This is a genomic window from Flavobacterium sp., from assembly GCF_035299005.1.
Taxonomy (GTDB): domain Bacteria; phylum Bacteroidota; class Bacteroidia; order Flavobacteriales; family Flavobacteriaceae; genus Flavobacterium.
In genome coordinates this window covers 64319-77876 of record NZ_DATGXL010000001.1, presented here as the reverse complement: position 1 = coordinate 77876, position 13558 = coordinate 64319, and the positions used below count along the sequence as shown (strand labels likewise).

Annotated in this window: 14 protein-coding genes; 11 read left to right on the top strand and 3 right to left on the bottom strand. The window is 31.8% G+C overall.

Going from position 1 to position 13558, the window contains the following annotated elements:
* Positions 1 to 23: 23 nt before the first annotated feature.
* Positions 24 to 653: a 16S rRNA (guanine(527)-N(7))-methyltransferase RsmG gene (rsmG, locus tag VK164_RS00375; protein ID WP_324207466.1), complete on the bottom strand. Its 630-nt coding sequence runs from the start codon at positions 651 to 653 to the stop codon at positions 24 to 26.
* Between the two features lie 107 nt (positions 654 to 760).
* On the opposite strand from rsmG, the gene VK164_RS00370 reads away from it, so the two are divergent.
* The 3 genes from VK164_RS00370 (at position 761) to VK164_RS00360 (ending at position 5136) form a co-directional block, all read left to right on the top strand.
* The gene (locus VK164_RS00370; protein WP_324207465.1) at positions 761 to 1855 is read left to right on the top strand and encodes an acyl-CoA desaturase; all 1095 of its coding nucleotides are present in this window, start codon (positions 761 to 763) and stop codon (positions 1853 to 1855) included.
* A 55-nt stretch (positions 1856 to 1910) separates the two neighbouring features.
* A complete protein-coding gene (locus VK164_RS00365; RefSeq protein ID WP_324207464.1) occupies positions 1911 to 3095 on the top strand; it encodes a pyridoxal phosphate-dependent aminotransferase in 1185 nt (394 codons plus the stop codon).
* A 169-nt stretch (positions 3096 to 3264) separates the two neighbouring features.
* On the top strand, positions 3265 to 5136 hold the full coding sequence (locus VK164_RS00360; RefSeq protein ID WP_324207463.1) for a U32 family peptidase: 1872 nt from the start codon (positions 3265 to 3267) through the stop codon (positions 5134 to 5136).
* 37 nt (positions 5137 to 5173) lie between these two features.
* Here the strand turns inward: VK164_RS00360 and VK164_RS00355 are convergent, their stop codons facing one another.
* Together VK164_RS00355 and VK164_RS00350 are read right to left on the bottom strand one after the other, a co-directional pair.
* Entirely contained in the window at positions 5174 to 5731 is a 558-nt protein-coding gene (locus VK164_RS00355; RefSeq protein ID WP_324207462.1) for a sugar O-acetyltransferase, read from the bottom strand.
* A gap of 98 nt (positions 5732 to 5829) precedes the next feature.
* Positions 5830 to 8016: a LamG-like jellyroll fold domain-containing protein gene (locus VK164_RS00350; RefSeq protein ID WP_324207461.1), complete on the bottom strand. Its 2187-nt coding sequence runs from the start codon at positions 8014 to 8016 to the stop codon at positions 5830 to 5832.
* A gap of 130 nt (positions 8017 to 8146) precedes the next feature.
* On the opposite strand from VK164_RS00350, the gene VK164_RS00345 reads away from it, so the two are divergent.
* The 8 genes from VK164_RS00345 to VK164_RS00310 all read left to right on the top strand — a co-directional run bounded on the left by VK164_RS00345 (position 8147) and on the right by VK164_RS00310 (position 13535).
* Positions 8147 to 10138 (top strand): sensor histidine kinase, encoded by a 1992-nt coding sequence (locus VK164_RS00345; protein ID WP_324207460.1) that lies wholly within the window; start codon positions 8147 to 8149, stop codon positions 10136 to 10138.
* 1 nt (position 10139) lies between these two features.
* Positions 10140 to 10760 (top strand): response regulator transcription factor, encoded by a 621-nt coding sequence (locus VK164_RS00340; RefSeq protein ID WP_324207459.1) that lies wholly within the window; start codon positions 10140 to 10142, stop codon positions 10758 to 10760.
* Between the two features lie 16 nt (positions 10761 to 10776).
* Positions 10777 to 11352: a Crp/Fnr family transcriptional regulator gene (locus tag VK164_RS00335; RefSeq protein ID WP_324207458.1), complete on the top strand. Its 576-nt coding sequence runs from the start codon at positions 10777 to 10779 to the stop codon at positions 11350 to 11352.
* Positions 11353 to 11516: 164 nt separating this feature from the next.
* Positions 11517 to 12230, top strand: a complete 714-nt coding sequence (locus VK164_RS00330; protein ID WP_324207457.1) for a pirin family protein — start codon at positions 11517 to 11519, stop codon at positions 12228 to 12230.
* Positions 12231 to 12270: 40 nt separating this feature from the next.
* Positions 12271 to 12555 carry a GNAT family N-acetyltransferase gene (locus VK164_RS00325; RefSeq protein WP_324207456.1) on the top strand — a complete coding sequence of 95 codons (285 nt, stop codon included), beginning with the start codon at positions 12271 to 12273 and terminating at the stop codon, positions 12553 to 12555.
* 15 nt (positions 12556 to 12570) lie between these two features.
* Positions 12571 to 12807, top strand: a complete 237-nt coding sequence (locus tag VK164_RS00320) for a (4Fe-4S)-binding protein (protein ID WP_324207455.1) — start codon at positions 12571 to 12573, stop codon at positions 12805 to 12807.
* Positions 12791 to 13003 carry a hypothetical protein gene (locus VK164_RS00315; RefSeq protein WP_324207454.1) on the top strand — a complete coding sequence of 71 codons (213 nt, stop codon included), beginning with the start codon at positions 12791 to 12793 and terminating at the stop codon, positions 13001 to 13003. Before VK164_RS00320 ends, VK164_RS00315 begins: the two co-directional genes overlap by 17 nt.
* A 4-nt stretch (positions 13004 to 13007) precedes the next feature.
* The gene (locus VK164_RS00310; protein WP_324207453.1) at positions 13008 to 13535 is read left to right on the top strand and encodes an NAD(P)H-dependent oxidoreductase; all 528 of its coding nucleotides are present in this window, start codon (positions 13008 to 13010) and stop codon (positions 13533 to 13535) included.
* The last annotated feature ends 23 nt before the right edge of the window (positions 13536 to 13558 follow it).

Here is a 13558-nt window from a genome sequence, read left to right as displayed (position 1 = left end):
AAAAATAAGCTCCAGATTGGAGCTTATTTTTTATATTTTAACGGCAAATGCACCACTTTCTTAGTCTCAAAAAACTCATCGGTAAAAAAATCAGATAAATTATATTGCGCTGCCTTTGGAAAATCCTTTAATTCTTCGGTTAAATCGCCGCCTTTTAAATATAAAATTCCATTGGCTAATTCATGATTTTGCTTTTTAGAAATTTTACCATCAACCCAATTTACAAAATCAGGCATATTGGTTACAGCACGACTTACGATAAAATCAAATTCTTGTTTTACTAATTCGGCTCTCTTTTGTTCTGCTTTTACATTTTTTAATCCTAAACCAATTGCAACTTCATTCACCACCTTGATTTTCTTTGCAATTATATCAATCAAATAAAAATCAACTTCAGGAAACAAAATTGCCAATGGAATACCTGGAAAACCACCACCAGTTCCCACATCCATAATTTTTGAACCAGGACGAAATTCTATGATTTTTGCAATCCCCAACGAATGTAAAACATGTCGCGTGTATAATTCGTCAATATCCTTTCTTGAAATTACATTAATTTTTGCGTTCCAATCTTCATACAGGGATTGCAATTTTTGAAACTGAAGCACCTGATTTTCAGTTAAATTAGAAAATTGTCTTAAAATCTCTTCCATTAGTTAAATTTTACACAAAAATACTCATTTTAGTGAATAAAAAGTGACTAATATCATAAATGAAAAAATTATAATAATTATCTTTGGCAAAATTTGAATGCAAAAACATGAATACACAAGCTCCAGTTTTTTCTAAAAACGACAATCTAAAATTTTTCAGAACTTTAAATAAAAGAGTAAACGATTATTTCAAAGAAAACAACATAGATAAAACAGGGAATTGGAAACTTCACCTAAAAACTATTGTGATGTTTGCCCTTTTCTTGACTCCATATTTCTTTTTATTAGCAATGGACATGCCTTTTTGGACCTATTTACTACTTAATGTGGTAATTGGTGTTGGAATGGCTGGCGTTGGAATGAATGTAATGCACGATGGAAACCACGGAGCATACTCAAACAAATCTTGGGTGAATAAATTAATGGGTGGTAGTATATATATTCTAGCTGGAAATGTTTACAACTGGCAGGTGCAACATAATGTTTTACATCATACTTATACAAACATTATCGGACATGACGAAGATCTAGAAGCTGGTAGAATTTTACGTTTTTCTAAAACTGCAAAATGGTATAGTCACCACAGATTTCAACATTATTATTCTGTATTTTTATATGGATTATTAACGTTTAACTGGGCAATTACAACCGATTTTTTACAGATGAAACGATATTTAAAAAGAAAACTATCATATGGTGAATTTAAAAAACCGACCATTCTTTGGACAACTTTGGTTATCACAAAAGTAATTTACTTCTCTATTTGGTTGGTTTTACCAATGGTTTTAGGAGTTGATTGGTGGAAAGTATTATTAGGATTTATAGTAATGCATTACACTGCTGGATTAATTTTAAGTGTAGTTTTTCAATTAGCACACGTGGTAGAAGACACTGTAAATCCGCTACCAGATGAAAATGGAGAAATTGAAAACACTTGGGCAATTCACCAATTATTTACCACAGCTAATTTTGCTCCTAAAAATTGGATTGTAAATTATTATACGGGTGGATTAAATCATCAAATTGAACATCATATTTTCCCAAATATTAGTCACATTCATTACAATAAAATTGCTGAAATTGTAAAACAAACTGCAGCAGAATGCAACTTACCATACCATGAGTTTAAAACAACTCGAGCAGCAATTGCATCTCACTTCAAACATTTGAGAGAGCTTGGAAGAAAACCACAATTAGCATAAACATAGAGGCGCGAGTAATCGCGTCTTTTCTATTAACTATAATAACTAACACACAATGAACCCGTTATCGGACAGAATCAACAACTTAGCTGTTTCACAAACATTAGCAATGGCAGCTTTAGCAAGAGAATTAAAAGCACAAGGAAAAGATATTATAAGCCTTAGTTTAGGCGAACCTGATTTCAACACTCCTGAATTTATTAAAGAAGCAGCAAAAAGAGCAATCGACGAAAATTATAGTACATACACACCGGTTGAGGGTTACTTAGAATTAAAAGAAGCCATTTGTAAAAAATTCAAAAGAGACAACAATTTAGAGTATAAATCCTCACAAATTGTGGTTTCTACTGGAGCTAAACAATCTTTATACAATATCGCACAAGTAATGTTAAACGATGGTGACGAAGTAATTCTTCCAGCTCCATATTGGGTTTCATATTTCGAAATTATCAAACTTTCTGGCGGTGTTCCTGTTGAAGTTCCTACTTCAGTAGAAAGTGATTTCAAAATTACACCAGAACAATTAGAAGCAGCTATCACACCAAAAACAAAAATGATGTGGTTTAGTTCACCTTGTAATCCAAGTGGTTCGGTTTATAATCGTGAAGAGTTAACAGCTTTAGCTAAAGTTTTAGAAAAACATCCACATGTATATGTAGTTTCCGACGAAATCTACGAACATATCAACTTTTCAGGAACATTTTGCAGTATTGGTTCTATTCCTGGAATGTTAGAAAGAACAATAACGGTGAATGGAGTTGCAAAAGCATTTGCCATGACTGGATGGAGAATTGGTTATATTGGAGCGCCTGAGTTTATTGCAAAAGCGTGTACCAAAATTCAAGGACAAGTTACTTCTGGAGCTAATTCTATTGCACAAAGAGCAACAATTACTGCTGTTGAAGCTGATCCAAGCGTTCTAAACGAAATGGTTTCTGCCTTCAAAAACCGTAGAGATTTAGTTGTTGGATTGGTGAAAGAAATTCCAGGATTCAAATTGAATGTCCCAGAAGGTGCGTTTTATGTTTTCCCTGATGTGTCTTACTATTTTGGTAAAACTGTAAAAGGAACTGAAATTAAAAATGCAACTGATTTCTCGATGTTCTTATTAGCAGAAGCAAATGTGGCAACAGTAACAGGTGATGCTTTTGGAAATCCTAATTGTATTCGTTTCTCTTACGCAACAAGCGAAGCTTTATTAACAGAAGCTATGAGAAGAATCAAAGAAGCCGTTTCTTAAATTATATAACAAACACAAATTAACACGAATTGACTATTAAATTAGATTAATTCGTGTTTTTTTATACTTTAAAATCAAAAAAAGCGAACTCGAATTAGAAATCTTGAATTTTTTATAAGAACTTTGCACACTTTTTTTCGGCAAATACCGAAAGATTAAAGATTTACAAATGAAAAAGAAGATTGAAATTTTAGCTCCAGCAAAAGACTTACTAACTGGAATTGCCGCTATCAATGCTGGAGCGGATGCAGTTTATATTGGAGCACCACAATTTGGAGCACGTTCCAATGCTCATAACTCGCTTGAAGACGTTGCCGCTTTGGTACAATATGCTCATTTGTATAATGCACAAGTATTTGTGGTAATCAATACCATTTTATACGATGATGAGTTAGAAAAATGTCGTCAATTAATTTGGAAATTATATGATGCAGGAGTTGATGCTTTAATCATTCAAGACATGGCAATTATGGAAATGGAATTGCCTCCAATTGCACTTCATGCCAGCACTCAAGCCAACAACAGAGACGCTGATAAAATTAAATTCTTAGCCGATGCAGGAATTCAAAGAGTAGTTTTAGCACGCGAGTTAAACCTTCACCAAATCAAAGAAATCAGTGAAGCTACTGATGTAGAATTAGAGTTTTTTGTAACTGGCGCATTATGCGTTTCTTTTAGTGGAAATTGCTATATGAGTGTTGCCAATGGAGAACGTTCCGCAAATCGTGGTTCATGTGCGCAAAACTGTCGTTTACCTTATAATTTAATTGACGGAAATGGTGACACTTTAATAAAAAACAGTCACTTACTTTCGATTAAAGATTTTGATGTAACAGACCAAATTCCAAATTTAATTGAAGCTGGGATTGTTTCTTTCAAAATTGAAGGGCGCTTAAAAGATATTGTATATGTGAAGAACAACGTGTCCTATTTACGTCAAAAGTTAGACAACTTCTTAAAAGAAAATAGCGAAAAATACACCAAGGCATCTTCTGGAAGTTGCACTTATACTTTTGATTCAGCTTTAGATAGAACTTTTAATCGCGGTTATACAGATTATTTTGTAAACGAAAGACATCAAGCCATTGGCTCATGGGAAAGTCCAAAATCCAAAGGGCAATATATTGGAAAACTAATCAAGACTGTTGGGAATTCATACGAAATTGAAAACGGTGAATTACTAAATAATGGTGACGGATTGTGCTTCATCAACGAGAAAAACGAAGCCGAAGGAATTTACGTGAACCGTGCTGAAAACGGAATCGTTTATCCAAATGTGTTGAAAGAAATCAAAGAAGGTACTTTTATTTATAGAAATAACGATGCCGCTTTCATTAAGTTAGTAGAACGAGAAGACAGTGCAGTTCGAAAAATAAGCACGACTTTGCTATTAAAAGAAAACGAAACAGGATTTGAATTAATCGCAACTGACGAAGATGGAAATGTAAGTATCGTGAATTTGGTTCACCCAAAAGAACAAACAAAAAACAACGAATCTTTAGCAGAAAACTTCAAAACTAACTTAGCAAAAACAGGTTTTACACCATACACAGCTGATGAAATCACGATTGAGTTTTCTGGAAATTGGTTTCTTCCTATTTCAAAAATCAATGAAATGCGAAGAACGGTTTACGAACAATTATCAGAAATTCGTATGAAAAATTATGTTCGTAAGGAACACCAATTGGTAAAAACATCACATCCCTATCCAGAAACGAAATTGGATTTCATGTACAATGTTGCCAACAAAACAGCTCGTAAATTCTACGAACGTCATGGTGTAACAGAAATTGAAAAAGCTTTCGAATTACAATGGGACCCTGGAAAATCTCGTGTAATGACCACTAAATATTGTATCAAATACGAATTAGAACGTTGCCCAAAATACCATCGTGAAAACATGGATAAAAAACTAAAAGAACCTTTAGTTTTAAAGCAAGGCGAATTGGAATACAAACTAAAATTCAATTGTAAACCTTGTGAAATGGAAATTTGGGAAAAAGATGCTGAATTCGAAATTGAAGAAGATCACTTTCATTAATATAGAAACCGATGTTTTATTAAAAGACATCGGTTTTTTATTTCTCCAAAGTTTTAATCACTTTAGCAGGATTTCCTACTGCAAGTGAATTATCTGGTATATTTTTAGTCACTACAGAACCTGCACCAATGGTACATCCATCACCAATTGTAACACCTGGGCAAATTACAGAGTTTCCTCCTATCCAGCAATCATTGCCAATAGAAACTGGTTTTGCAAACTCTATTGTTTGCCTTTCAATAGCATTTGTTGGATGTGTTGCTGTATAAATATGAACACCAGGGCCAATGAAAACATTATTCCCAATGATTACTTTCGCAGCATCTAACACAACACAATTCACATTGAAATAAACTCTTTCACCAGAATAAATATTATATCCATAATCACAATGAAAAGGTGGTTCAATGTATATTCTTTTATGCGCGTTAGGTAATAGTATTTTTAAAATAGTACGAGCATTACCATTCATTAAATATTCCGTGATATTTAATTTATGTAGAAGTTTTTTGGCATTATTTCTATCCAAAGACAACTCCTTATCATTAGAAAAATAATTTTCACCCGATATCATTTTCTCTTTTTCGGTTTTCATTATTTAGTATTAATTTATCAAAGATAACACATTAATATAAAACAAAAACCGCCTATAAAGACGGTTTTTAATTGCTTAATCAAGTATAATCTATATATTTATTGCTTAACTATTTTTATAGTTTTTGTTGCTCCTTTGGAAGTTATTTTTACAAAATAAGTTGCAGAAGAAAGTGTTGACAGGTCTAATTGCATTTCTATACCTTTGCCTTCTTGGTTTAAAACATTCTGACCTAATAAATTAAAAACTGACACATTAGAGATCTCTTCATCATAAGAAATGTTCACTATTCCAGAAGTTGGATTTGGATATAAACTTAAATTAGATTCATCAAAAGTATTTGCATTTAGAAATGTAGGGCACGTATTTCCAGTAGTAACCGCTGCAATATTTGACCAATTTGAAGTGCTACTATTTAATGCAAAATTAATCAATGTACCGTTGTAATTGTTTCCACTTGCATCTGTTAATGATGATAAACCTGTGTTATTTCCGCCTCCAAATCCTTGATTGAATTTGTAGTAAGCCACTAATCCTGTTTGAGAAGCACCTAATTCGCAATTCATATTATTAAGTATTTCTGGAGCAGTTAAAGCTCTTGACCAAATTCTGATTTCATCTATATTCCCTGTGTATTTCTCATTAGACAAGTTCGTTCCAATATGGATTGGATTATTGAATACTGATTTAAAACTAGCACCTGTTACTCCTGTAGTTGTTCCAACTAAAACGCCATTAAGATATAATTTTAAATCAGTCCCATTCCATACACCAGCCACATGTTGCCATTGGTTTAGCACGGCCAAATTTGACACAGAAACTGCCTTAAAATTGGTTCCGAAACTATCGTTAACCCAAAACTGATAGGCTGTCCCGTCTCTACGTAACATAAATTGCATATCCACATTAAAGGTGTTGTAATTTCCAATTATAGACCCCAAGTTATAACCAAATGCGTTGTTAAAAGACGTATTGTAAACCCACGCTTCAACTGTTATTGTATTGATGGGATCAATAACAGCATTAATTGCTGTACCTAAAGAAACTATATCATTAGAATCATCAAAATGTAATGAACCTCCATTAATAGTTACATTTACAGAAACTCTTGAACTTTCACAACCATTATTGGTTTGAGAGACATAATATGTTCCCGTTGTCAAAATATCCGTTATATTATATTCTACTCCTCCAGATGCTTGTGAAAACCATTTCAAATTAGATCCAGTAGCCGCTAAGTTTGCAATTGTTGCATTAGCATCAAAAGTTTGACTAGCAGGTGCAATAGGTGCTGAAGTAATATTCACCATAACGCTCACTGCTACCCTATCCGACTCACAAGTCCCTGTAGTCTGTGAAACAAAGTAATTGCCTGTTACTAAATTTTGAGTACTACTCAATGGAGTTCCTCCTGTTGCGACATCATACCAATTAATTACTCCAGAACCAGTTGCAATCAAATCTGAAACTTGTGCTGCATTGCAAAAACTTTGTGAAGTATTTACGTTTAACGAGTTATATAAAGTTCCTGAAACTCCATTTGCTGGACTACCCGGAGCAACGAAATTGGAAGTTGTTCCATTTAACTGAAAATCAATTATTGCGCCGTCATATCCATTTGTTGTTGAGTCAATTAAATCAATTTCCCCACCATTATCTTGATTTGCAGTTCCTTGATTACATTTGTAATAAGCAACTAAACCTGTTTGTCCAATAGCAAGTTCAGTATCTTTATTATATTGTAATTCACAAGCTGTTAAAACCCTATCCCAAATTCTTACTTCATCCATTCTTCCATTGAATACGTTAGCACCATCATCAAAAGATCCTAATCGAATTATATTGCCATTCAATACTTGAGGCACGTTTGTATTAGTAGCCACCAAATTACCGTTTTTATACAACTTCATTGTTGTAGTTGCAGCATCATAAGTTACTGCTACATGGTACCACGTATTTATAATTAGTGGATTGGAATCTTGAACAGCTTCCCATGAACCATTATGACCTGCACTTAGTTTATTTCCAGAATAATTAGGGATAAACAAAGCATGTTGACCATCTGAGTTTCCTCCCGAAATAATATTATTGGAAACATTAAAATTTGAAATGTATATCCAAGCTTCCTTTGTATATGAAGAAGGTAAAAAACTCCCACACATAACATAATCGTCAGAGCCGTCAAAATGTAGTGCTTCTCCTTGTTGAGAATAACCAAATTGAGTAATAAAACAGAAACTTAAAAGCGTTAGCAATTTTAATTTAAATAGTAATTGTGTTTTCATTGTTATGTCTTTTTGATTTGAATACAAAATTGTATCAATCTCTTAAATATTCATGTAAGGGGTAACCCTTGAAATGCAATAGCTCCTTTTTTTCTTTGCAGAAATGAATACATTTGTAAAAAATCAATACATGTTAGCGATAAAAAAATATACATTTCTTTTAACACTAATCATATTAAGTATTAGCTGTGAAGACAAAAAAGAGAATTTCTATTTTGAAAAAGTAACACCTCCTAAAGAAGACTCAACAAAAGTTTGGTTGAGACAAAACGAAAACTATAAAGAGGATAAAGAGCATTATTTAAAAGTTTTTTTTAAATATTACAATACTAAATTAACTAATAAAGAATATCTCAATGCCTCAAAAATATTGGATGTAATTACAACCAAGTTTGTATATTTTTATGATTTTGACCCAAGATTAACTAAAACAGTTGATGAATTTAATTTAAAATACAGAAACAAATTACCTGCTTTAAAAACTACTCATGTAGACAATTATTACGCAAATTTAGAATTTGATAGAGACAACGTTAAGAAAGCAAAAGACTACTTTTTAAAAATTACAGCATTAGAACCTAATGATTATAAGAGTTGTTATAAAATTGCACGTGCCTACTATGATTTATCCTATGCTTATTTTATTCTTGGGGACATTGAACTCAGTATTGAAGCTAATGAAAAATCTAGAATTTATTCTGAAAGAATTAGAGATAAAGAAAGCATTGTTTCAGTGCATTTGAATTACATTAATATTTACAAAGCGAATGGTTCTTTTGAAAAAGCAATTAGCAGTGCTAATGAAGCTATAAAAGTATTCAAAGAAGAAGAAAACACTTATGATTATTTTATGGCTAAATACAATAAATGCTCCATTTATGGTTTTTTTGGCAAAACTAAGTTAAAAAACAATTACATTCATACTACTTATAAAGAATATTTAGACAGTAAATTTGACAGCGACGTATTGCTCCTTTGTTTATCAGATTATGAAATTGCTGCTTTATTAGATGAAAACAAAATAAAGGAAGCAAAAGTCGTTTTAGACAGAATTATACCTGTTGCTGCAAGAAATACTTCTCAAAATTGGCAAAATGATTACCAAGCAGCTTTAGCACTATATGAAATAAAAAATGATGTAAAAAATTGTAATACTAGCTATATTGAAAAAGCACTTCCAAATCTTCTTGCTAACGAAAACTATGAACGCGCTAATTTATTTTATAATGTTTTACTGGAAAAAGCGATTCAAAATAAAGAGTTTGAAAAAGCTGTTTTTTATACAGAAGAAGCCTACAGAACAAAAGATAGCTTATCAAATATTCAAAATAAATTAGAAAATTTGGCCCTTGCCGCTAAATATGAAACTAAAGAAAAAGAGCAAAAAATTCAGCTTCAACATGAAATCATCTCAAAGAAGAACACTACTATTTTTGCTTTAGCATTAGTTTTCATAGCCTCAATATTGAGTGTTTTTATTTACTTTTTAAAACAAAAACAAATGAAATTATTTAAAGAGAGAGAACAATCACAACAATTTACTAAGAACTTACTCGATAAAACCGAAGAAGAACGCAAACGAATTGCTTCCGATTTGCATGATAGTGTGAGTCATGAATTACTTGCATTAAAAAACTCATTTGAAGCCAATCATTTTCAGTTAAATGAAAAAGTAGATACGATTATTAATGATATTCGAGCAATCAGTAGAAATTTACATCCCGTTATGTTTGAAAAAATTGGATTAGTAAATAGTTTAGAACAATTCATAGAGCGCATTGAAAATACACATCAATTCATGATTTCTTCGGAATTTAATTATCAAAACAGTTTAAGTTCTGAAAAAGAGCTACAAGTTTACCGTATTGTTCAAGAAGCTGTAACCAACATCATAAAATATGCTGATGCCATTGCCGCTAAAATAACAATTATAGAAACATCAGAAAAAATTAGTGTAGAAGTTATTGATAATGGTATTGGTTTTAATGTGGAAGAAACGCTACAATCTAAAGATGCTTTTGGTTTACATAACATTATAGAACGAAGTAAGGCAATTGGTGGGATTGCGGTTATTTCTTCTTCTGAAAAAGGAACAAAAATCGTAATTGAAATTAAAAAATAACATGAAAATTCTAATCGCTGACGATCATCCTTTAACCTTACAAGGTACCGTTTCTTATGTTGAAAAAATGGGACATAAAGTGGTTTGCTCTTGCTCTAATGGCAAAGCTGCATTAAATTACATTCAACTTCATACACCAGACTTAGCTATTTTAGATTTAAACATGCCTGGATTAGATGGTATAGAAGTAGCACAAAAAATCTTTGAAAACAAAAGCCAAACTAAGATTGTTTTGCTTACCATGCACAATGAAATTAGTGTTCTTAACAAAGCAAAAGAATACAATATTTATGGTTATATTTTAAAAGATAAGGCTTTTCCTGATTTGGAAAATTGCCTGAAAGAAATTGAAAATGGGAAAAAATATTTTTCAACTTCCATGCATCACGATTTTAAATTAGACACAACTCTTTCAAACGATATTCTATCTTCTTTAACTTTGTCTGAAAGAAAAATTATTGAGTTAATTGCCACTCAAAAAACAAGCAAACAAATAGCCGAATTATTATTCTTATCTGAAAAAACAGTTGAAGGTCATCGTACAAAAATCATTGAAAAATTAGGAATTCCTAAAGAAAAAAATGCTTTGCTAATTTGGGCCATTCAAAATATTAAAAAATAAATCCTATTTTTGAAGTATGTCAAAATTACTTCAAAACATCTCCATACATGTTTCTTTAACTCCTGAAGAAGAAATTTTATTGTTATCAAAAATAGAAATCAAACAATTCAAAGCCAAAACCATTTTATTGAGTTCGGGTGAAATTGCTAATTGCACTTACTTTGTGAATTCAGGAATTTTGAGAAGTTTCAATATTAATGATAACATCATCGAACATGTGTTGCATTTTGCTTGCGAAGGTTGGTGGATTGGCGACATGTACAGTTACATTTCTGGAAAACCTGGCAATTTATTCATAGAAGTCTTAGAAGATGCCGAAGTTGTCATTATTACCAAAGAAAACCAACAACAACTTTATCAAGAAATTCCAAAATTAGAACGCTTTTTTAGAATTTTAGCCGAAAATTCCTTGGTTTCTCACCAAGAGCGATTAATGGATAATTTGAGTTTGACCGCTGAAGAACGCTTTGAAAAATTTTGTTCTAAATATCCTACCTTAATTCAAAAAGTTCCTCAAAAACATATTGCTTCTTACATTGGAGTAACACCAGAGTTTTTTAGTAAAATGAAAGCTAGATTACTAAAAAAATAATTTCTTAATCTAGGTTAAGTGCTCTTCCCTATTCCTCGTTGTATATTTGTATCATAATAATTACTAAATTTATACGATATGACACCAAAACAAATTCAATTAAATCATATAAAAAGTTTTGTTTTGGCTGCATTTGACAATTAAAAAACAAATATTTACAACAAATGAAAACGATAGTACATAAAGCGAATGAAAGAGGCCATGCTAATCATGGTTGGTTGAATGCTTACCACAGTTTTAGTTTTGCTAGTTGGTACAACCCAGAAAAAATTCAGTTTGGAATGCTACGTGTTTTGAACGACGACACAATTGCAGCTGGTATGGGCTTTGGAACACACCCACATGATAATATGGAAATAATTACCATCCCATTGGAGGGTGATTTGGCGCACAAAGACAGTATGGGAAATGGCACAACTATTAAAAGTGGCGACATTCAAGTGATGAGTGCTGGAACTGGAATTCAACACAGCGAATTCAATCCAAATCACAATCAACACACTAAATTATTTCAGATTTGGTTGTTTCCAAAATACAGAAATGTAGAACCTCGTTACCAACAAATTACGTTAGACCAATCGTTACAAAAAAATGATTTTGCTCAAATTTTATCTCCAAATCCAGATGATGCTGGTGTTTGGATTCATCAAGATGCATGGTTTTATTTAAGTAATTTTGATAATGGTTTTTCAAAAAAATTAAATTTAAAAAAAGAAGGAAACGGCTTTTACATCATGAATATTGAAGGTGAAATTGAAATAAATGGTCAAAAATTAGAAAAAAGAGACGCGATTGGAATTTGGGAAACTTCCGAAATTGAAATCAAAGCCAATACAGAAGCAAAATTTTTAGTAATGGAAATTCCGATGGAGCAATAATTAGTGAGCAGTCTCAAGTATTCAGTAAAAAAAAAGAATTATGATTAACGAAGTACAACTCAAAATAAACGACAACAAAGGTGCTTTTTACATTGAAGTAGAAGGCAAACAAGAGGCTATGATGACCTTTGTTTTTGCTGGCGAAGATAAAATTATCATTGACCACACCGAAGTAAATCCAGGAAATGAAGGCAAAGGTTTAGGTAAAAAAATGGTTATAAAAGCGGTTGAGTTTGCTAGAGATAAAAATATAAAAATTATTCCACTTTGTCCATTTGCCAAAAGCGTATTTGATAAAACACCTGAATTTAGATACGTTTTGTAATTTAAAAAATCAATTATGAATGCTAAAGACCTAACCAAAGAATATACCAATGGAGAAGTAACCATTGTATGGAAAAATAGCTTGTGCAAACATGCTGCCGAATGTGTGAAAAATAATCCTGATGTTTTCAAACCCAAAGAAAAACCATGGATTGATGCAAAAAAATCAACAACAGATAAAATTATTGAAACCGTAAAAAAATGTCCTTCGGGAGCATTGACTTATTATTTAAATAATGAAACAAACACCTAAATGGAAATTTGCTATCATGGTTTGGCTTGCCATTTATCCAGCCATAACCCTATTATCTTACTTTATTGGAGACTATATTAAAAACTTATCATTACCTATAAAAACATTAATCATGACTGGAATTCTAGTTCCACTTATGGTTTTTGTTTTATTACCCTTATTACGAAAAATATTAGGCAATTGGCTTAACAAATAAAAACATGAAAAAAATCATCGCTTTTGGAGCTTCATCAAGTAAACAATCTATAAACAAACAATTGGCAACTTTTGCTGCTAATCAATTTCAAAATGCTTCGGTTGAAATTTTAGATTTAAACGATTACGAAATGCCTATTTTTTCTGTTGACAAAGAGAAAGAAAATGGCATTCATCCGTTAGCACAAGATTTTTATACTAAACTAGGAAGTGCTGATTTAATTATAATTTCGTTTGCTGAACATAACGGAAATTACTCAACTGCTTTCAAAAACATTTTAGACTGGACTTCGCGTATTAACCCCAAAACTTTTCAAGAAAAAGCTATGTTGTTGTTAGCTACTTCTCCTGGTGCTCGTGGTGGAAGTTCGGTTTTAGAGATTGCTACTAAACGTTTTCCTTTTCAAGGAGGAATTGTAAAAGGCAGTTTTTCTTTACCAAGTTTCTATGAAAATTTTGATGTAGTAAATGGTATTATTAACCCAAATTTGAAGGGTCAATTAACAAACATTATTAGTTCTATTGAAATATAATTTCATAAAAAAACCGACTTAGT

Bases quoted from the DNA above. Each gene is read 5' to 3' on its own strand.
- VK164_RS00350 (WP_324207461.1), bottom strand. From the start codon at position 8,016: ATGAAAACACAATTACTATTTAAATTAAAATTGCTAACGCTTTTAAGT.
- VK164_RS00325 (WP_324207456.1), top strand. From the start codon at position 12,271: ATGATTAACGAAGTACAACTCAAAATAAACGACAACAAAGGTGCTTTT.
- VK164_RS00335 (WP_324207458.1), top strand. From the start codon at position 10,777: ATGTCAAAATTACTTCAAAACATCTCCATACATGTTTCTTTAACTCCT.
- VK164_RS00370 (WP_324207465.1), top strand. From the start codon at position 761: ATGAATACACAAGCTCCAGTTTTTTCTAAAAACGACAATCTAAAATTT.
- VK164_RS00310 (WP_324207453.1), top strand. From the start codon at position 13,008: ATGAAAAAAATCATCGCTTTTGGAGCTTCATCAAGTAAACAATCTATA.
- VK164_RS00340 (WP_324207459.1), top strand. From the start codon at position 10,140: ATGAAAATTCTAATCGCTGACGATCATCCTTTAACCTTACAAGGTACC.
- VK164_RS00365 (WP_324207464.1), top strand. From the start codon at position 1,911: ATGAACCCGTTATCGGACAGAATCAACAACTTAGCTGTTTCACAAACA.
- VK164_RS00355 (WP_324207462.1), bottom strand. From the start codon at position 5,731: ATGAAAACCGAAAAAGAGAAAATGATATCGGGTGAAAATTATTTTTCT.
- rsmG (WP_324207466.1), bottom strand. From the start codon at position 653: ATGGAAGAGATTTTAAGACAATTTTCTAATTTAACTGAAAATCAGGTG.
- VK164_RS00320 (WP_324207455.1), top strand. From the start codon at position 12,571: ATGAATGCTAAAGACCTAACCAAAGAATATACCAATGGAGAAGTAACC.
- VK164_RS00315 (WP_324207454.1), top strand. From the start codon at position 12,791: ATGAAACAAACACCTAAATGGAAATTTGCTATCATGGTTTGGCTTGCC.
- VK164_RS00360 (WP_324207463.1), top strand. From the start codon at position 3,265: ATGAAAAAGAAGATTGAAATTTTAGCTCCAGCAAAAGACTTACTAACT.
- VK164_RS00330 (WP_324207457.1), top strand. From the start codon at position 11,517: ATGAAAACGATAGTACATAAAGCGAATGAAAGAGGCCATGCTAATCAT.
- VK164_RS00345 (WP_324207460.1), top strand. From the start codon at position 8,147: ATGTTAGCGATAAAAAAATATACATTTCTTTTAACACTAATCATATTA.